Consider the following 16,210-nt stretch of genomic DNA (forward strand, 5'->3'; position numbering starts at 1 on the left):
ACGGGCTAGGAGGGGGGCATGAGCCAGCATCACACCCAGTACGGGGATCTGCCGCTCTACATCGGTGGCGAGGCGTGTCCGTCCGCAAGCGACGAGTGGATAGAGGTGACCGACCCGGCGGACCAGCATCTGCTGGCGCGTGTGCCGAAAGCTACCTCTGCGGAAATTGAGCTGGCGGTGCGCGCCGCCCACGACGCCTACCTGCTGTGGCGGGAGGTGCCGGCCCCCGAGCGGGCCCGGGTCATGTTCAACTACCAGCATCTGTTGAAAGTGCATCACGACGAGCTGGCGACCCTGCTGGCCCAGGAAACCGGCAAGAACCTGGCGGATGCCAAGGGGGATGTGTGGCGCGGCATCGAGGTGGTGGAGCAGGCCTGCGGTATTGCCAGTCAGACCCTGGGGGAGACCATGGGCAACGTGGCGCGCCGGGTGGATGGCCACTCCTGGGTGCAGCCCCTCGGGGTCTGCGTCGGCATCACGCCGTTCAACTTCCCAGCCATGATACCGCTGTGGATGTTCCCGCTGGCGGTGGCCTGCGGCAACGGCTTTGTGCTCAAGCCCTCCGAGCAGGATCCCCTCACCCCCATGCGCCTGGCCGAGCTGTTTACCGAGGCGGGGGCCCCCAGGGGCATTCTGTCGGTGGTGCACGGCGGCGCCGAGCAGGTGGATGCGCTGCTGGCCCATCCCGATGTCAAGGCAGTCAGTTTCGTGGGCTCGGCCCGGGTCGGCGGCCACGTCTATCGCAGCGCCACGTCGCAGCTCAAGCGCGCCCAGTGTTTTGTCGGCGCCAAGAATCACATGGTGATCATGCCGGATGCCAACAAGGCGCAGGTGCTCGGCAACTTGGTGGGAGCCGGAGTCGGCGCCGCCGGTCAGCGCTGCATGGCCATCAGCGTGGCGGTGTTCGTGGGGAGCGCCAGGGAGTGGATCCCCGAGCTCGCCGCCGAGTTCGCCAAGGTGAAACCCGGTGTCTGGCACGATCCCGAGGCCGCCTACGGCCCCCTCATCAGCCCGGAGGCGAAAGTCAGGGTGGAGGGGCTTATCGAGGCGGGGATTGCCGAGGGAGCCGAGTGCCTGCTGGACGGCCGTTTTTGCGACGTCCCCGGCTACCCGGTGGGCAACTGGGTGGGGCCGACCCTGTTTCGCGGCGTGACCCCCGAGATGCGCATCTACAAGGAGGAGATCTTCGGGCCCGTGCTGGCCTGCCTCGAGGTGGGGAGCCTGGATGAGGCGCTTGCCCTCATCAACGCCAACCCCTATGGCAACGGCACCTCCCTCTTCACCGGCTGTGGCGCCGCCGCCCGCAAGTTTCGCCACGAGGTGGCGGTGGGCCAGGTGGGGATCAACGTGCCCATCCCGGTGCCGCTGCCGTTCTTCTCCTTTACCGGCTGGCGCGGCTCCTTCTACGGGGATCTGCACGCCTACGGCAAGCAGGCGGTGCGTTTTTACACCGAGACCAAGACGGTGACGGAGCGCTGGTTCGACGAAGACATTCCCAGCGGCCCCAATATGACCATTCAGCTGCGCTGACGGCAGGGGTTGCCCACTTTGCCCGGGTGCCCCCATTGACAGCAACGGATCGACGGAACAAGTACAAAGGAAGCGAACAAGATGGATTTTACCCTGACCGAATCCCAACGGGCCTGTGTCGAGTCGGCCGGCGCCTTCGCCGATCTGGCGCTCAAACCCCATGCCGCGCACTGGGACAGGGAGCACGAGTTCCCCATCCCCACCATCAAGCAGGCGGCGGCGCTGGGCCTGTGCGGCCTCTATACCCCGGAGCAGTATGACGGTCTGGGCCTGAGCCGGCTCGATGCCAGCCTCATCTTCGAGCGCCTCGCCATGGGCTGCACCTCCACCACCGCCTATCTCACCATCCACAACATGGTGAGCTGGATGCTGGGCAGCTGGCTGCCTGCCGAGGTGGCCGAGGAGTGGGTACCCAGGCTCGCCAGCGGCGAGCTGCTGGGCTCCTACTGCCTCACCGAGCCGGGGGCGGGCTCCGACGCTGCGGCCCTCAAGACCCGCGCCGTGCGCGATGGCGAAGATTACCTCCTTGACGGCAGCAAGGTGTTCATCTCGGGCGCCGGCAGCACCGACGTGCTGGTGGTGATGGCCCGCACCGGTGGCGAGGGGGCCAAGGGGATCTCTGCCTTCATGGTACCGGCCCAGACCCCTGGCGTGAGTTACGGCAAGGCGGAGGAAAAGATGGGCTGGAACAGCCAGCCGACCCGGGAGGTGAACTTCAATGCCGTGCGCATTCCCGCTCGCTTCCGGCTGGGGGAGGAGGGGGAAGGGTTCAAGTTCGCCATGCAGGCGCTCGATGGGGGGCGCATCAACATCGCCAGCTGTTCGCTGGGCACAGCCCAGCAGGCTCTCAACGATGCCCTGGCCCATGTGCAGCAGCGCCAGCAATTTGGACACCCGATCAGCGAATTCCAGAGCGTGCAGTTTCGCCTGGCCGACATGGCCACCGAGCTCGCCGCCGCCCGCCTGCTGGTGCGCCAGGCGGCCGCCAAACTCGATGGGGGCAGCCCGGACAAGAGCGCCTGGTGCGCCATGGCCAAGCGTTTTGCCACCGACGTGGGTCACCGCATCTGCGACGACGCCCTGCAACTCTTTGGCGGCTATGGTTATATCCGCGAGTATCCGCTCGAGCGCTATCTGCGCGACACCCGGGTGCACCGCATTCTGGAAGGGACGAATGAAGTGATGCGGCTCATCATCGCCCGCCGCCTGCTGGCCGACCCTGGCCTGTCGCTGGAGTAGCGGGAGGGGCCTGCTCTGAGGACGCAGTCGGCGCGTCCTCAGGCTTTGTGAGCCAGGTGCAGGTTGGCTCCATTCAACCCTGTCATCATGGGGCAGGTTTTTTGACAAGGACAACGCAATGACAAGGATCAGGCTCGAATATCACGGCCACGTGGCCTACATCACCCTCGATCACCCACCCGCCAACACCTGGACGCTCGCCAGCCTGAAAGCCTTCTTACAGATGATGGTGGAGCTGGATGGTCGCCCCGACGTGGTGGCCCTGGTGATCCGCGGTGCTGGAGAGAAATTCTTCTGCGCCGGCGCCGATCTCAAGATGTTCGCCGACGGCAGCCTGGCGCATGCCCGCGAGGTGGCCGAGGCCTTTGGCCACGCCTTCGAGGCGCTGGCCCGCTTTCACGGGGTCAGCATCGCCGCCATCAACGGCTATGCCATGGGAGGGGGGCTCGAAGTTGCGCTGGCCTGCGACATCCGCATCGCCGAGCAGCAGGCCAAGCTGGGGTTGCCAGAGGCCTCGGTGGGTTTGTTGCCCTGCGCCGGCGGCACCCAGCGCCTCACCGAGCTGGTGGGGCCGGGCTGGGCCAAGCGGATGATCCTCTGCGGCGAGAAGGTGAGCGCCACCCTGGCCTACGAGATGGGGCTGGTGGAGGAGGTGGTGACCGAGGGGCACGCCTGGGAGGCGGCGCAGCAGATGGCCCAGCTGGTGGAGCGCCAGAGCCCGAGCGCCCTGCGCGCCTGCAAACAGCTCATCAATCAGGGGCGAAGCACCCACAGGGACGCGGCGCTGCCACTCGAGCGCAGCCTCTTTCTCGCCCTGTTTGACGATGCCAATCAGCGCGAAGGGGTGGCGGCCTTCCTGGAGAAGCGGGCCCCGCGCTGGCGTTACGACCAATCCAAACCGAAAGAGTGAGGGAGCGAAGGATGAATGAGGTATTGATGGCGACCCGCCATGTCGCAGGGGCAGATACCCGGTCTACGGGGGCTGCCCATGAGTGAGCCCGTGCTCATCGAGACCCACCCCACGGCGGATGGCCGCCACATCGGCATGCTGACTCTGGACAGCCCCGCCTCCCTCAACGCCCTGAGCCTTGAGATGATCCAGTTGTTGCAGGGGGCGTTGACCCGCTGGGAGCAGGATCCGGCCATCGTCTGCGTGTTGTTGCAAGGGGCCGGCGAGAAGGCATTCTGCGCCGGTGGTGACATCCGCTCCTTTTATTACCGCAAGCAGGAGGCGAGCCACTCTGAATTGTTCGGCTATGCCCGCGACTTCTTCCTGCAGGAGTACCGGCTCGATCATCACATCCACTGCTACGGCAAGCCCCTTGTCTGCGTGGCGGACGGCATCTGCATGGGGGGCGGCATCGGCCTCTTTGCCGGGGCCGCTTTTCGGGTGGTGACAGAGAAGAGTCTGTTCGCCATGCCGGAGGTGACCATAGGCCTCTATCCGGATGTGGGGGCCAGCTGGTTTTTGAGCCGGATGCCGGGGCGGCTCGGACTCTGGCTCGGCCTCACCGGTGCCCGCTTCAACGGGGCGGACGCCATCGGCCTGGGGCTCGCGGATCACGCCATGGGGAGCCGCGAGCGGGTGGAGCTGCCGGCGCGCCTCGCCGCCCTCGACTGGTCCGCAGGCGACCCCTGCGAGCAGATCGAGGTGCTGCTCACCGATTTGCAGGAGGTCCCTGGTCAGGCATTGCCCCCTCCCGTACTGCTGCCCCACCAGGCCCGCATCGATGCGCTGTTGGCTGGCCGCTCTCTGCAAGGGGTGCTGGCACGCCTCGAGGGCGCCGAGCTGGACGAACCGGCGCTGACTCAGGGGCGGGAGACCTGCCTTCGCGGCAGCCCCATCAGCCGCGCCATCCTCTGGCGCCAGTTCTGGCAGGCACGGCGCCAGTCCCTGGCCGAGGTGTTTGCCGACGAGCTGACCCTCTCGGTCAATTGCGTGCTCAGAGGGGACTTCGTGGAAGGGGTGCGGGCTCTGCTCATCGACAAGGACAAATCCCCTCGCTGGCAGGCCCCGCAGGCGGGCGAGGCCTGGCTGGATGCCTTCTATCGCTGGCCCGAGGGGGACAACCCCTTGCGCCTCCGCTGACGCGGGATCACACACAAGGAGCACACCATGACAAGGATTGGGTTTATCGGGCTTGGCAACATGGGGGGCCCCATGGCCGCCAACCTGGCCAGGGCGGGGCACAGGATGCAGGTGTTTGATCTGGTGCCCGAGAGCCTGAGCCGGGCCATCGAGGCTGGCTGCATTGCCGCCGGGAATGCCCGGGAAGCGGTGAGCGGCTGCGAGCTGGTCATCAGCATGCTGCCAGCGGGGGAGCACGTGCGCAGCCTCTGGCTGGGGGAGAGTGTCGGTGAGCGGGGTGGCCAGGATCTGCTGGCGGCCCTGTCGCCCGGCACCTTGGTCATTGACTGCTCCACCATAGACGTGGCCTCGGCCCGTCAGGTGGGGGCGGCGGCGAAGGCGAGCGGCATCCGTTTTCTCGATGCCCCCGTCTCGGGAGGGGTGGCCGGTGCGGCGGCGGGCACGCTCACTTTCATCGTCGGCGGCGAACAAGCGGATTATGAAGCGGCCAGACCCGTGCTCGCCTGCATGGGACAGAACCTGTTTCACGCCGGGGCGCTTGGCGCCGGCCAGATCGCCAAGATGTGCAACAACATGCTGCTCGCCATCCACATGGCGGGCACCGCCGAGGCGCTGGCGCTCGGGGTCAAGGAGGGGCTGGATCCCGTCGTGCTCTCCACCATCATGGGCAAGAGTTCGGGCAACAACTGGAGCCTGGAGCGCTACAACCCCTGGCCCGGTGTGATGGAGAACGTGCCGGCGTCCCGTGGGTATGCAGGGGGCTTTATGACCCGGCTGATGGTCAAGGATTTGGGGCTCGCCATGGCGTTGGCGGAACATGCCCACAGCGCCGTGCCCATGGGGGCCCTGGCCCGCAACCTCTTCAACCTGCACGCGAGCCTGGGCCAGGAGAACAAGGATTTTTCCAGCATCCTCGAGCTCTATCGGGACAAGACAGCGCCGGGTTAAGGGCCGCTATCTACCTATTTACCCGATAGTCTTTGACTCGACAGTCACCGGCCATCTCACCAGGAGCATTTATGGATATCACACGGAAAGTCATCGCCATCACGGGGGCGGGTAGGGGGCTGGGCCGCGCCATCGCTCTGAGTCTGGCGGAGCAGGGGGCCGTGCTTGCGCTCATCGATGTCAACCGCACCGATCTGGAGGTGACCGAGGCAGAAGTGCGCAGCCGTGACGGCCGCTGCGCCCTGTTCGTCTGCAACGTGGCAAGCGAGCCAGAGGTCGAGGCGACCTTCGCCGCCATCAAGGATCAGTTCGGTGCGCTGCACGGCCTCGTCAACTGTGCCGGCATCCTGCGCGACGGCATGCTGATCAAGGTGAAGGAGGGGGCACTGACGGAGAAGATGAGCCTGGCCCAGTGGCAGAGCGTCATCGACGTCAATCTCACCGGCACTTTCCTGTGCGGGCGCGAGGGGGCGGCGCTGATGGCCACCGGCGGGGAGGGGGGCGTCATCATCAACATCTCCTCCATCGCCCGGGCCGGCAACATGGGCCAGAGCAACTATGCCGCCAGCAAGGCGGGGGTGGCCTCTCTGGTGGTCACCTGGGGGAAGGAGCTGGCCCGTCACGGCATCCGGGTGATGGGCATCGCCCCCGGCGTCTTTGCCACCGACATGACGGCGGCGATGAAGCCCGAAGCCATGGCCCGCATGCAACAGGCCATCCCGGTGGGCACCCTGGGGCAGGCGGCGCAGCTGGCCCAGACGGTGCAGTTCATCCTTGCCAACGACTATCTGTCCGGGCGGATGATCGAGCTGGACGGCGGCTTGAGGCTCTAGTCCCCCCTGCATATACCCTCTCTGACGCCCCTCCTGCAGGGGCGTTTTTGCAGGGGAAAGGCCCCAGTGCAAGGGTGCATAGCCATGCAGGTCCGGCTTTTGAAAAGCGGGGCGACATCATGAAAAGTCGTGAAATATCAACGGGTCTTTCTTAATTTGAACCAGCTCACAGGCACCCCGGGTCAGTGCTGTAAAATTGCGCGCGGTCAAGGCGGCTCATGATTGACGGCAAGAGGGATTGCGGCCGGAATAGTCATGCAATATAGTTGCCGCCTTTTTCACGGGGTACGGATTTCTAGCCCCTCCCATGTCGCGCGCTGTATGAATACGGATGCTCAGCCGCCGCCTAATAAAACAGGTTTGAGATGGACAAGAAACTGGGGCTGGGTGCCCTCATTTCGCTGGTGATCGGCTCCATGGTCGGTGCCGGGGTTTTCAGTCTGCCGCAAAACATCGCAGCGCACGCCAGTGCCGGGGCAGTCGCCCTGGGATGGGCCATCACGGGGATCGGCATGATCTGCCTCGCCCTGGTCTACCAGAATCTCTCCATGCGTCGACCGGATCTCGATGGCGGCATCTTCAGCTACGCCAAGGCGGGGTTCGGGGATTTCGTCGGCTTCAACGCCGCCTGGGGTTACTGGCTGTGCCAGCTGCTGGCCAACGTCTCCTACGCCATCGTGGTGTTCAGTGCGCTGAGCTACTTCTTCGACACGCCGGACAATGTCATCTTCGGTGACGGCAACACCCCGGTCGCCATCACGCTCGCTTCCCTGCTCATCTGGTCGGTGCATGCCCTGGTGCTGCGCGGCATCCAGGTGGCGGCGCTGGTGAACATCGTCACCACCATCGCCAAGATGGTGCCCCTCATCGTCTTCTGCGTGGCCATCCTGCTCGCTTTCAACATGGAGACCTTCACCCTGGATCTCTGGGGGCAGGGGAGTCCCGAGCTCGGCTCCGTGATGGATCAGGTGAAGTCCACCATGAAGGTGACCCTCTGGGTCTTCATCGGCATCGAGGGGGCCGTGGTGGTCTCCGCCCGTGCCCGCCATCGCAAGGACGTGGGCCGCGCCACCGTGCTGGCGCTGCTGGGGGCCCTGGCGCTCTACGTCATGGTGACCCTGTTCTCCCTGGGGGTCATGAACCAGCCGCAACTGGCGGCCCTCAAGAACCCCTCCACCGCCATGATCCTGGAAGCCGTGGTCGGCCCCTGGGGCGCCTGGCTCATCAACATCGGCCTGGTGATCTCGGTGATGGGGGCCCTGCTGAGCTGGACCGTGCTGGCGGCGGAAGTGCCCTACATCGCGGGCAAGACCGGGGTCTTCCCGGCCTGGTTCGCCAAGGAGAACAAGAACGGCTCCCCCAAGGTGTCGCTCTGGTGCTCCACCTGCCTGGTGCAGATCTTCCTCATCATCATCTACTTCCAGAACAGCACCTATCTGGCGTTGGTGAACATCGCCACCTCGGCGGCCCTGGTGCCCTATGTCTTCTCCGGTGCTTACGGCCTCAAGCTGGCGTTGAAAGGGGAGACCTACGCGGGCCAGCCCCATCAGCGCAAGCGCGACCTGCTGTTGGCCCTGGTGGCCACCGTCTATGGCTGCTGGCTGGTCTATGCCGCCGGGGTGGAGTACCTCTTGCTGGTGGCGCTGCTCTACAGCCCGGGGATCTTCATCTACTGGAAGGCGCGCCAGCACCACGGCCTGCGCAGCCTCAACCGGCTGGAGCAGGGGATGACGGCAGCCCTGCTCGGTTGCGCCGTGCTGGCGTTCTACAAGGTGATGGACGGTACCATTCCCCTGCATTAATCGGCACAATAAAGGGATGGCAAGATGCCATCTCTTTTTTTATGGGCAATGGCGGTCAAGTTGACCGCTGTTTCGTTATTGAAGGAATGTTTATGCTGTTTGTGGGCTATCTGGTGTTGGGGGCCTTCGCGGGCATGCTGGCCGGGCTGTTCGGTATCGGCGGCGGCCTCATCATCGTCCCCGTGCTGGTCCTGAGTTTTCACGCACAGGGCGTGGCGCCGGAGATCATCACCCATCTGGCCCTCGGCACCTCGCTGCCCACCATGATCTTCACCGGTTTCAGCTCCCTGCGTGCGCACCAGGAGGCAGGAGCGGTGGACTGGGGGATGATTCGGCGCCTGGGCGCCGGCATGCTGGTCGGTGCCTGGCTCGGCGGCATGACCGCCAATCTGCTGAGCGCCAGCACCCTCAACATCATCATCGGCTGCTTCGCCTGGACCATGGCCCTGCAGATGGGGCTCAATTTGAGGCCAAAAGCGGAGCGACACATGCCGGGCCCCCTTGGTACCGGGATCGCCGGCACCGTCATCGGCTGGATGTCGGCCTTGTTCGGCATCGGTGGCGGCTCGCTGACCGTGCCTTACCTCACCTGGAACTCGGTGCCCATGCGCAACGCCGTGGCCGCCTCCGCCGCCTGCAGCATGCCCATCGCCCTGGCAGGCAGCCTCAGCTACCTCTATGCCGGTTGGGGAGACGCCGATCTGCCCGAGTGGAGCGTCGGATTCATCTATCTGCCGGCCCTGCTTGGCATCGTGCTCACCAGCACCCAGTTTGCCCGTCTGGGCGCCAGACTGGCACACAGTATGTCACCCCGGCGGCTCAAGCAGGCCTTTGCCCTGCTCATGTTGCTGGTGGGTGCCAAATTCATGCTCTTTAGCTGAACCCTTGGCCAGATTGTTGAAAAATAAGGCGAACGGCTCGCGATGCGGTAGAAAGCCATTGCATTGAGGGGCCAGTTTGCCTATTCTCCTCGCCGGTGGTCCTATTGGTCCTCTCGCATTGATAACCCGTCGACCTGGTCAGGACCGGAAGGTAGCAGCCAAGGCGGGGGACTCGAGTGCCGGGATGTGGCTGGTAGGGCCACCACTTGTTTTTGGAAATCAATAAGTTAGCTTCCTAACGCCCTTGGTCATCCACTTTGTGTGGACGACGAGGAGCTCATCGATGAATCTCTGGCTCAGTCCCCACGGCATCTGGTATTACCGGAAAGTCACCACGCTCCCCTGTGGTCGTCGTAAAGAGATCAAAAAATCCCTGCATACCCGAGACAAGCTGACGGCCCGTGCAGCTGTTGCGAAGCTGCTTGCCTGTGTGCGTTCCAGAGCTCAGCCAGTCGTGCAATCCGCAAGCGAGCCAGAGAACCCTCAACCTCAGCCGCACATCAAGCCTGCTGTTCCGGCGGCCAAACCGCTTGCTCCGCTGTTGTCGGTCTTGAGTGACCGCTATCTGAAAGAGAAGGCCCTCTCCTGGGCACCGAAAGAGCTCAGCAACCAGAAGAACTACATCGGCTGCTTCATCAAGGCGCTGGGTGATAGACCGGCTGCTGACTATGCGAAAGCGGATGTGGTCAAGTTCAAGGAGGACCTGCTGAACTCCGGCAAGAGTCCGACCACCATCAACAAGTATCTGCAGAAGCTCTCTCTGCTGTTTAACTGGCTGGCTAACCATCAGGATGGGGTCATCAACCATTTCGCCGGATTGAAGCTACAGCGAGCCAAAGAGGTGAACTCACGAAGTGGGTACACAGCGGAAGAACGTCACAAGTTTATCGGGTGGGCTAAGCAGCAAGAGCCCCACCGTAGGTGGATTGCTCTGCTGGGGCTGTTCACCGGGGCTCGTGCCAATGAGATCTGCCAGTTGTACGCAGATGATGTGCAACAGGTTGACGGTATATGGTGCCTGAATATTCGCAGTGGACGGCCAGACCAGAAACTCAAGACGGCCAACAGTGCTCGTCTCGTTCCTATCCATCGACACCTCATCCAGAGCGGTTTCATCGAGTTTGTGAAGGAGAGGATAGGGGGACGCCTCTTCCCTGAACTGCCACATCGCCAGGATGGATACAGCCACCTGTGGGGGCAGTGGTTTAGTCGCCATCGCCCCGTCGACAAGGACTTCCACAGCCTGCGGCATACCGTGGGGACAACACTCAAAGGTCACGGAGTGCCATTGCAGTATGCGGCGGCGATCTTGGGCCACACCAACGGGGCGATCAGCTATGACCGATATGGAGGGGATGTCTCGCTGGAGAAGCTCAAAGAGGTGATAGAGGCGGCCCTTTCATCCTTTGCTGATGCCGGATAGAGGGGAGGGATGGGTCTGCCGAGATGCTGAAATTTTGGCATTTTTAAGAACTTTTTCTACGATGTTTCATACAGAAAAAGTTCTATAACTAGCTGAAATTTCGGCAGATTGACTGCTTGGCTTGGGCCTTTTGCCTTTGTTGGCGGGCAAAACGGGAAAGTCAAAAACGGCAGAGGGGCCCGCAGGCCCCCCATTCGTCATACTGTGTAGTTCGCTCCTGTCTCCGGCTGCTCTCGGTGGGCTGAGACCGTCATGTCCGCCATCTCGCTATCGAGCAGGGTCAACCCGATGACGGTTGCCTTGCTGTTATAGCGGGGGATCAGATAGCCCTTTTCTAGCAGCTTCTTCTTGAGGGCCAGCTTCTTCATGGCCCATTCACCGTTCTGCTGTGCCCAGCGGCTGTAGACTGCATAGACCTCACTCATGGGCACTTTGGCCCCTGCTCTGGCCTGTGTGCACTCTTCCAGGAAGCAGCCGACCATATCCGACTCAGCACGGTAGGTCTCGACATCCTGCTTGAGGCGAGCAGGAATTGACGCCTTGAGTCTCTGCTCTTGCCACATCTGGCAGCCCTGGATGGCCCAGTTCAGAATGCCGGGCATCTCGGCCCGCAGCTTCTCCATCAGCATTGGGTCCAGCTGTGTCTTCGTGAAGGAGGCATTGAAGGGCAGCATCAGCATCCGACGCCACATACCATTGCTGGTATCCCGGATCTCGGGCTTGTGGTTACCCACCATCACCAGAGAGAAGGATGGGCGGAACTCCATCTCCTTCTTGGCGTAGGGAGCACGAGCGACAATCACGTCATCCCCCGTCATGGCCTTCACCAAGTTCTCATCCATACGGGCCCCCTCTGGCAGCTCGTTGGCGACCACCAGACGTGCATCCACCAGCTTGGTCAGGGACGGGTTTGGACCAGTATTGCCGTTGCGGTTGAACAGCAAGACGTTGCTGCTGATCTGCCGACTGAACTCTCCCAGCAGCTGCTGAATGACCGACATGAAGGTACTCTTGCCGTTGCAGCCGCCCCCGTGGAGGAAGAACAGGAGCTGTTCGTCGGTGCGGCCGGTGATCCAGTAGCCCACACAACGTTGCAGGAAGGCGGCGTACTCGGCATCGCCACAGGTGATCTCGCCGATGAACTGCTCCCATCGCGGGCAGACAGCGGCTGGGTCATAGGCCACCGGACTATGGTGGGTAATCATGAATGCCCGTCTCGGTGCCAACAGGCGACCCGACTTCAGGTCGATGACACCGTTCGCCGTGCCCAACAGCATCGGATTGGCGTTCAGCTCGTGCAGTCTTGCCGTCATCATCGGCTTGGCCAGCTCCAGCATGTTCTGAATGCCAGCCCGGTTAAGGCTACTTGAGCCGTGTCTGAGTACTGCATAGGCCCAAGACAGCTCCTCTTTCTTGCAGGCCTGCTTGATCAACGCCTGCCCGATTTCCTGGATCTCTTTGCCCACGGTTTGAGCAAGGATCATGGGCGTCAAGTCATTCTGGGTCCAGTGCGTACCATCGAAGTAGATAAAGCCACCTAACTCAGGGACGAACTTCAGGTTATGCCCGTGCATCTGCACGAACCGTTCAGCGTTGGCCGAATCGTTGAGCTCGTTTTCAAAGATGGCTGTACGTGGCATGACCTTGACGACTTCCGGCTGCTGATCATCGTCCTGAACGGCTTCGGCTTCGGCTTCGGCTTCGGCTTCGGCTTCGGCTTCGGCTTCGGCTTCGGCTTCGGCTTCGGCTTCGGCCTCAGCCACAGGCTCAACTAGGGTGAATGCCGCCACCAGTTCGGTCAGAGGCAAGGGGTTGTCGCCATGCAGGTATTCGTCGATGTCCTTGACGCTATCCGGCAGCTTTACTTGGGTCAGCTGAGACCGAGTTGGGCCACCTTTGAGCGGTACTTGTCGCCCGCGTCATCAGTGTCGAAGAAGGTGACAACATCACGGTCAGCCAGCTCACGCTTCAACCACTCCAACTGGGTCTGTGACAGCGTGCCAATGGTAGCCAGCACAGGGCCCGGCCAACCGGCATCTACCAGTGACAGGCGGTCATTCTCTCCCTCTACCAGGGCGACAGGACCTGGAGCATTCAGACACTCTTCCCCGTAGAACTGCACCCCGTTAAGCCAACAGGCGCTCGGCAGTTGGTACTGGTGCTGCTTGTTCGGGTCCTTGAAGGTGAAGCGGCTGACTTGTCCGTTGCGGTCGAAGTGCGGGAACACATAGACACCGCTCGGGAAGAAGTCACGAAGCAGATCTGGTGCATCCTTGCGAAGCTTGACCAGACCGGAGGCCAGTCGCTCCTCTTGGCTGAACCCTGCATCCTTCAGAACCTTGTTCAGGCCACCGGAGAAGCCGATATCCAACCCCACCAACACCTCCTCAGAGTGGCCACGCAGTTCCATCAGTTCGTCCACATCCAGGCGAGCCTGATAGTGGCGAGCCGCGAGAGTGAAGAGTTCTTGCAGGCGAACGGGTGGGGCCGTGTAGACGGGCAGCTCCAGCTTCACCACCTTGCGGACGGTCGGGGTGACGGCCAGCTCTCCCAGCAGGAGCAGACGAGCAGCATCAGACGCCTTGTCGGCTTGACCGCACTTGACGATCAGATCGAACACGTCGCCTCTTTCCTCGCAACTGAAGCAGTGGAAGCTATCGTCGCTAGGGTAGAGGGTGAAGCAGTCGTTATGGCCGCACAGTGGGCAACTGGCATCATCTAGTCGGTAGGTGTTGGAGCCGACTTTCTTGACGTCTTGCCCGGTCAGGGCCGAGGCGACATCCATAATAGGGAACTGCTCTTTGACAGCAGCAAAGTCGATATTCAGAGAGTGGCCTGCATCGGCCAGGGCAAATTCAAGGTCAACTTGTTGTGTTTGAGACATGGAGTCTCTCCTTCGATGACCGTAGCTGGAACTAAAATCAGGTTGAGTGCGTTCCAAGCGGCGGTAATCAGGTCGGGTAATTGGCGCCCCCCGAGGGCTTATGGCGTGAGCCAAGGTGCGATGTGCGGGGGCGTCTGCCCGCCGACAACCCCGACTATACGGATCGGCAGAAGCAATACAACCCCTCTTTTTTCCTCCCCAAGGTCCCATTTCGCGTTTTCGTTGTGAACAACGCAAAAACGGCTATTCATGAAATATTCTAATGATTGACAACAGGTGATGTAGTGACATTCCTTGCTAAGTTGATAGCTGGCCTCCGCCCCCGCCAAATAGGTGGGATATGAGGTCTGCCGAACTGCTGAAATTTTGGCAGATTTAAGAACTTTTTCTACGAAGTCTCATACAGAAAAAGTTCTATAAAATGCTGAAATTTCGGCAGATTGAGCACCCTAATTGGCCCTTTTGCCCTTGTTGGTGGGCCAAACGGGAAAATCAAAAACGGCAGATTTACGCAGCCTGCTCCGAGGCCACGACTGGAGGCCAGATGCTGTGATAGGATCACGCTATTTCGAGCGTCCCACGGGGTTTCCATGACAACCAATATCTCCTCCCTTGCCAATCTCATCTGGTCGGTGGCTGACCTCCTGCGAGGTGATTTCAAACAGTCCCAGTATGGCCGCATCATCCTGCCCTTCACTGTCCTGCGTCGTCTTGAGTGCGTGCTGGCCCCGACCCGTGACAAGGTGCTGGCCACCGCCGAGAGCACCAAGGCCATGCCCGAGCTGGCCCGCCATAAGCTGCTGCTCAATGCCGCCGGGCAGAGCTTCTACAACACCGCCAAGCTCACCTTGGATAACCTTGGCGAGAAGCAGATTGGCGACAACCTGGATGCCTATGTGCGGGGCTTTTCCCGTGAGGCATTCGAGGTGTTCGAGCACTTCAACTTTGCCGCCAGCATCGATCTGCTGGAAGATGCCGACCTGCTCTACAAGGTGGTTCGCAACTTCGCCAACGTCGATCTCTCCCCCGAAACCGTCGACAACTACCACATGGGTCTGGTGTTCGAGGAGCTGATCCGCAAGTTTGCCGAGAGCTCCAACGAGACCGCCGGTGAGCACTTCACCCCCCGTGACATCGTCCGCCTGACCACCTCCCTGGTGTTTGCCGCCGATGACGAGGCCCTGACCACCGCAGGCGTGGTGCGGACCATCTATGACCCCACCGCGGGCACTGGCGGCTTCCTCTCCTGCGGCATGGAGTACCTGCACGAGCTGAACCCGGCGGCCCGTCTGGCCACCTTCGGGCAGGAGCTCAACCCCGAGTCATTCGCCATCTGTAAGGCCGACATGCTGATCAAGGGGCAGGACATCAGCAACATCAAGCTGGGCAATACCCTCTCCGACGACCAGTTGCCGCTGGAGAAGTTCGACTACTGCCTCTCCAACCCGCCATTCGGGGTGGACTGGAAGAAGGTCGAGAAGCAAGTGCGGGACGAACACCTGCTAAAGGGCCACAGCGGCCGCTTCGGGGCAGGTCTGCCCCGTGTCTCTGACGGCTCACTCTTGTTCCTGCAACATCTGATCGCCAAGATGAAGCCGGAGGGTGCCCGGATCGGCATCATCCTCAACGGCTCCCCGCTCTTTACCGGTGGAGCGGGCAGCGGCGAGAGCGAGATCCGCCGCTACATTCTGGAACACGACCTGCTCGATACCCTGGTGGCCCTGCCCACCGACATGTTCTACAACACCGGCATCGCCACCTATATCTGGGTGCTGTCGAACCACAAACCGGCCGAGCGTAAGGGCAAGGTGCTGCTGATCAACGCCAGCGACATGCACAGCCCCATGCGAAAATCCTTGGGCTCCAAGCGTAAGCAATTGAGCGACGAGGCCATTGAGCAAATCGTCCGCCTCGCCAGCCGTTATGAAGAAGGGCCCATCGCCAAGATCTTCCCCACCACCGCCTTCGGTTATCGCCGTATCACGGTGGAGCGGCCGCTGAAACTTGCATTCTACCCACAGGATGCCGAGCGCCTTGCCAGCCTCACCGCCGACAAGGGCTGGGCAAAGCTCGATGGCACTTTGCAGTCCGCCATCCTGACTGCCTTGGGTCAGTTCGCTGAGGCCAAGTTGCTCTCTCGCGACAAGTTTAAAAAGCAGCTGACCAAGCTGCTGGGTGAGGTCAAGCTGCCAGCCCCGGCCTTTAAGCTGTTGGTGAGCCATCTGGGTGAGCAGGACGACGCCGCCGAAGTGTGTAAAACCAAGGGCGAGCAGGAGGCTAATGCGGATCTGCGGGATAACGAAAATGTGCCGCTGGGGGAAGACATTCATGAATATCTGAAGCGTGAGGTGCTGCCCCATGTGCCGGATGCCTGGATAGACACCAGTAAAACCGACCCGCTCGATGGCCAGGTGGGTATCGTTGGCTACGAGATCCCCAGGGCTGACGCATCAGTGTTTATACTTTGAACAACCCCATACATTCGAACAAATATTGTTCATTCAGACAGCAGAGCCTGCGCTTGTTGGCCATGCTTAGATTACGTGATTTGTTTTGCTTCAGCATGTTCAGTATCCACTGC

At 61.8% G+C, this 16,210-nt stretch carries 12 protein-coding genes, 1 other RNA gene and 1 pseudogene; 11 read left to right on the forward strand and 3 right to left on the reverse strand.

Translation table 11 applies throughout. The annotated features are described in order from the left end of the window. The first annotated feature begins 18 nt into the window (after nucleotides 1-18). From J9889_RS01445 to J9889_RS01490, 10 genes are all read left to right on the forward strand, one after another. Nucleotides 19-1,530, forward strand: a complete 1,512-nt coding sequence (locus J9889_RS01445) for a CoA-acylating methylmalonate-semialdehyde dehydrogenase (RefSeq protein WP_010674594.1) — start codon at nucleotides 19-21, stop codon at nucleotides 1,528-1,530. Between the two features lie 81 nt (nucleotides 1,531-1,611). After that, on the forward strand, nucleotides 1,612-2,769 hold the full coding sequence (locus J9889_RS01450; protein WP_010674595.1) for an acyl-CoA dehydrogenase family protein: 1,158 nt from the start codon (nucleotides 1,612-1,614) through the stop codon (nucleotides 2,767-2,769). Between the two features lie 118 nt (nucleotides 2,770-2,887). Next, a complete protein-coding gene (locus J9889_RS01455) occupies nucleotides 2,888-3,679 on the forward strand; it encodes an enoyl-CoA hydratase (RefSeq protein WP_010674596.1) in 792 nt (263 codons plus the stop codon). A gap of 78 nt (nucleotides 3,680-3,757) precedes the next feature. Then, nucleotides 3,758-4,858 carry an enoyl-CoA hydratase/isomerase family protein gene (locus J9889_RS01460; protein WP_029314467.1) on the forward strand — a complete coding sequence of 367 codons (1,101 nt, stop codon included), beginning with the start codon at nucleotides 3,758-3,760 and terminating at the stop codon, nucleotides 4,856-4,858. Between the two features lie 27 nt (nucleotides 4,859-4,885). Continuing rightward, nucleotides 4,886-5,806 carry a 3-hydroxyisobutyrate dehydrogenase gene (gene mmsB / locus J9889_RS01465; protein WP_104452897.1) on the forward strand — a complete coding sequence of 307 codons (921 nt, stop codon included), beginning with the start codon at nucleotides 4,886-4,888 and terminating at the stop codon, nucleotides 5,804-5,806. 71 nt (nucleotides 5,807-5,877) lie between these two features. Further along, on the forward strand, nucleotides 5,878-6,639 hold the full coding sequence (locus J9889_RS01470) for an SDR family oxidoreductase (protein ID WP_010674599.1): 762 nt from the start codon (nucleotides 5,878-5,880) through the stop codon (nucleotides 6,637-6,639). 365 nt (nucleotides 6,640-7,004) lie between these two features. Continuing rightward, the gene (arcD, locus tag J9889_RS01475) at nucleotides 7,005-8,441 is read left to right on the forward strand and encodes an arginine-ornithine antiporter (protein WP_010674600.1); all 1,437 of its coding nucleotides are present in this window, start codon (nucleotides 7,005-7,007) and stop codon (nucleotides 8,439-8,441) included. 92 nt (nucleotides 8,442-8,533) lie between these two features. Then, nucleotides 8,534-9,322: a sulfite exporter TauE/SafE family protein gene (locus J9889_RS01480; RefSeq protein WP_010674601.1), complete on the forward strand. Its 789-nt coding sequence runs from the start codon at nucleotides 8,534-8,536 to the stop codon at nucleotides 9,320-9,322. 102 nt (nucleotides 9,323-9,424) lie between these two features. Continuing rightward, nucleotides 9,425-9,521, forward strand: an RNA gene (ffs, locus tag J9889_RS01485) — signal recognition particle sRNA small type. 84 nt (nucleotides 9,522-9,605) lie between these two features. After that, a complete protein-coding gene (locus J9889_RS01490; protein WP_210555843.1) occupies nucleotides 9,606-10,745 on the forward strand; it encodes a site-specific integrase in 1,140 nt (379 codons plus the stop codon). A gap of 197 nt (nucleotides 10,746-10,942) precedes the next feature. On the opposite strand, the gene J9889_RS23965 is transcribed toward J9889_RS01490, so the two are convergent. After that, nucleotides 10,943-12,553: a phage/plasmid primase, P4 family gene (locus J9889_RS23965; RefSeq protein WP_246878012.1), complete on the reverse strand. Its 1,611-nt coding sequence runs from the start codon at nucleotides 12,551-12,553 to the stop codon at nucleotides 10,943-10,945. Between the two features lie 62 nt (nucleotides 12,554-12,615). Then, nucleotides 12,616-13,629 (reverse strand): toprim domain-containing protein, encoded by a 1,014-nt coding sequence (locus J9889_RS23970; RefSeq protein ID WP_246878013.1) that lies wholly within the window; start codon nucleotides 13,627-13,629, stop codon nucleotides 12,616-12,618. 590 nt (nucleotides 13,630-14,219) lie between these two features. On the opposite strand from J9889_RS23970, the gene J9889_RS01500 reads away from it, so the two are divergent. Next, nucleotides 14,220-16,097, forward strand: a complete 1,878-nt coding sequence (locus tag J9889_RS01500) for a class I SAM-dependent DNA methyltransferase (RefSeq protein ID WP_246878014.1) — start codon at nucleotides 14,220-14,222, stop codon at nucleotides 16,095-16,097. Here J9889_RS01500 and J9889_RS01505 read toward each other — a convergent pair. Further along, a pseudogene (locus J9889_RS01505) lies at nucleotides 16,087-16,210 on the reverse strand (ISAs1 family transposase); the annotation flags it as partial. The gene J9889_RS01500 and the pseudogene J9889_RS01505 sit on opposite strands and share 11 nt — an antisense overlap.

Source organism: Aeromonas sp. PrichA-15, assembly GCF_017939245.1.
In the GTDB taxonomy this organism is placed as follows: Bacteria; Pseudomonadota; Gammaproteobacteria; order Enterobacterales; family Aeromonadaceae; genus Aeromonas; species Aeromonas caviae.

What these genes read in the sequence shown, in the direction of transcription:
- J9889_RS01450 (WP_010674595.1), top strand. Translation starts at nt 1,612, where the DNA reads ATGGATTTTACCCTGACCGAATCCCAACGGGCCTGTGTCGAGTCGGCC.
- J9889_RS01445 (WP_010674594.1), top strand. Translation starts at nt 19, where the DNA reads ATGAGCCAGCATCACACCCAGTACGGGGATCTGCCGCTCTACATCGGT.
- J9889_RS01460 (WP_029314467.1), top strand. Translation starts at nt 3,758, where the DNA reads ATGAGTGAGCCCGTGCTCATCGAGACCCACCCCACGGCGGATGGCCGC.
- mmsB (WP_104452897.1), top strand. Translation starts at nt 4,886, where the DNA reads ATGACAAGGATTGGGTTTATCGGGCTTGGCAACATGGGGGGCCCCATG.
- J9889_RS01490 (WP_210555843.1), top strand. Translation starts at nt 9,606, where the DNA reads ATGAATCTCTGGCTCAGTCCCCACGGCATCTGGTATTACCGGAAAGTC.
- J9889_RS01455 (WP_010674596.1), top strand. Translation starts at nt 2,888, where the DNA reads ATGACAAGGATCAGGCTCGAATATCACGGCCACGTGGCCTACATCACC.
- arcD (WP_010674600.1), top strand. Translation starts at nt 7,005, where the DNA reads ATGGACAAGAAACTGGGGCTGGGTGCCCTCATTTCGCTGGTGATCGGC.
- J9889_RS01470 (WP_010674599.1), top strand. Translation starts at nt 5,878, where the DNA reads ATGGATATCACACGGAAAGTCATCGCCATCACGGGGGCGGGTAGGGGG.
- J9889_RS01480 (WP_010674601.1), top strand. Translation starts at nt 8,534, where the DNA reads ATGCTGTTTGTGGGCTATCTGGTGTTGGGGGCCTTCGCGGGCATGCTG.
- J9889_RS01500 (WP_246878014.1), top strand. Translation starts at nt 14,220, where the DNA reads ATGACAACCAATATCTCCTCCCTTGCCAATCTCATCTGGTCGGTGGCT.
- J9889_RS23970 (WP_246878013.1), bottom strand. Translation starts at nt 13,629, where the DNA reads ATGTCTCAAACACAACAAGTTGACCTTGAATTTGCCCTGGCCGATGCA.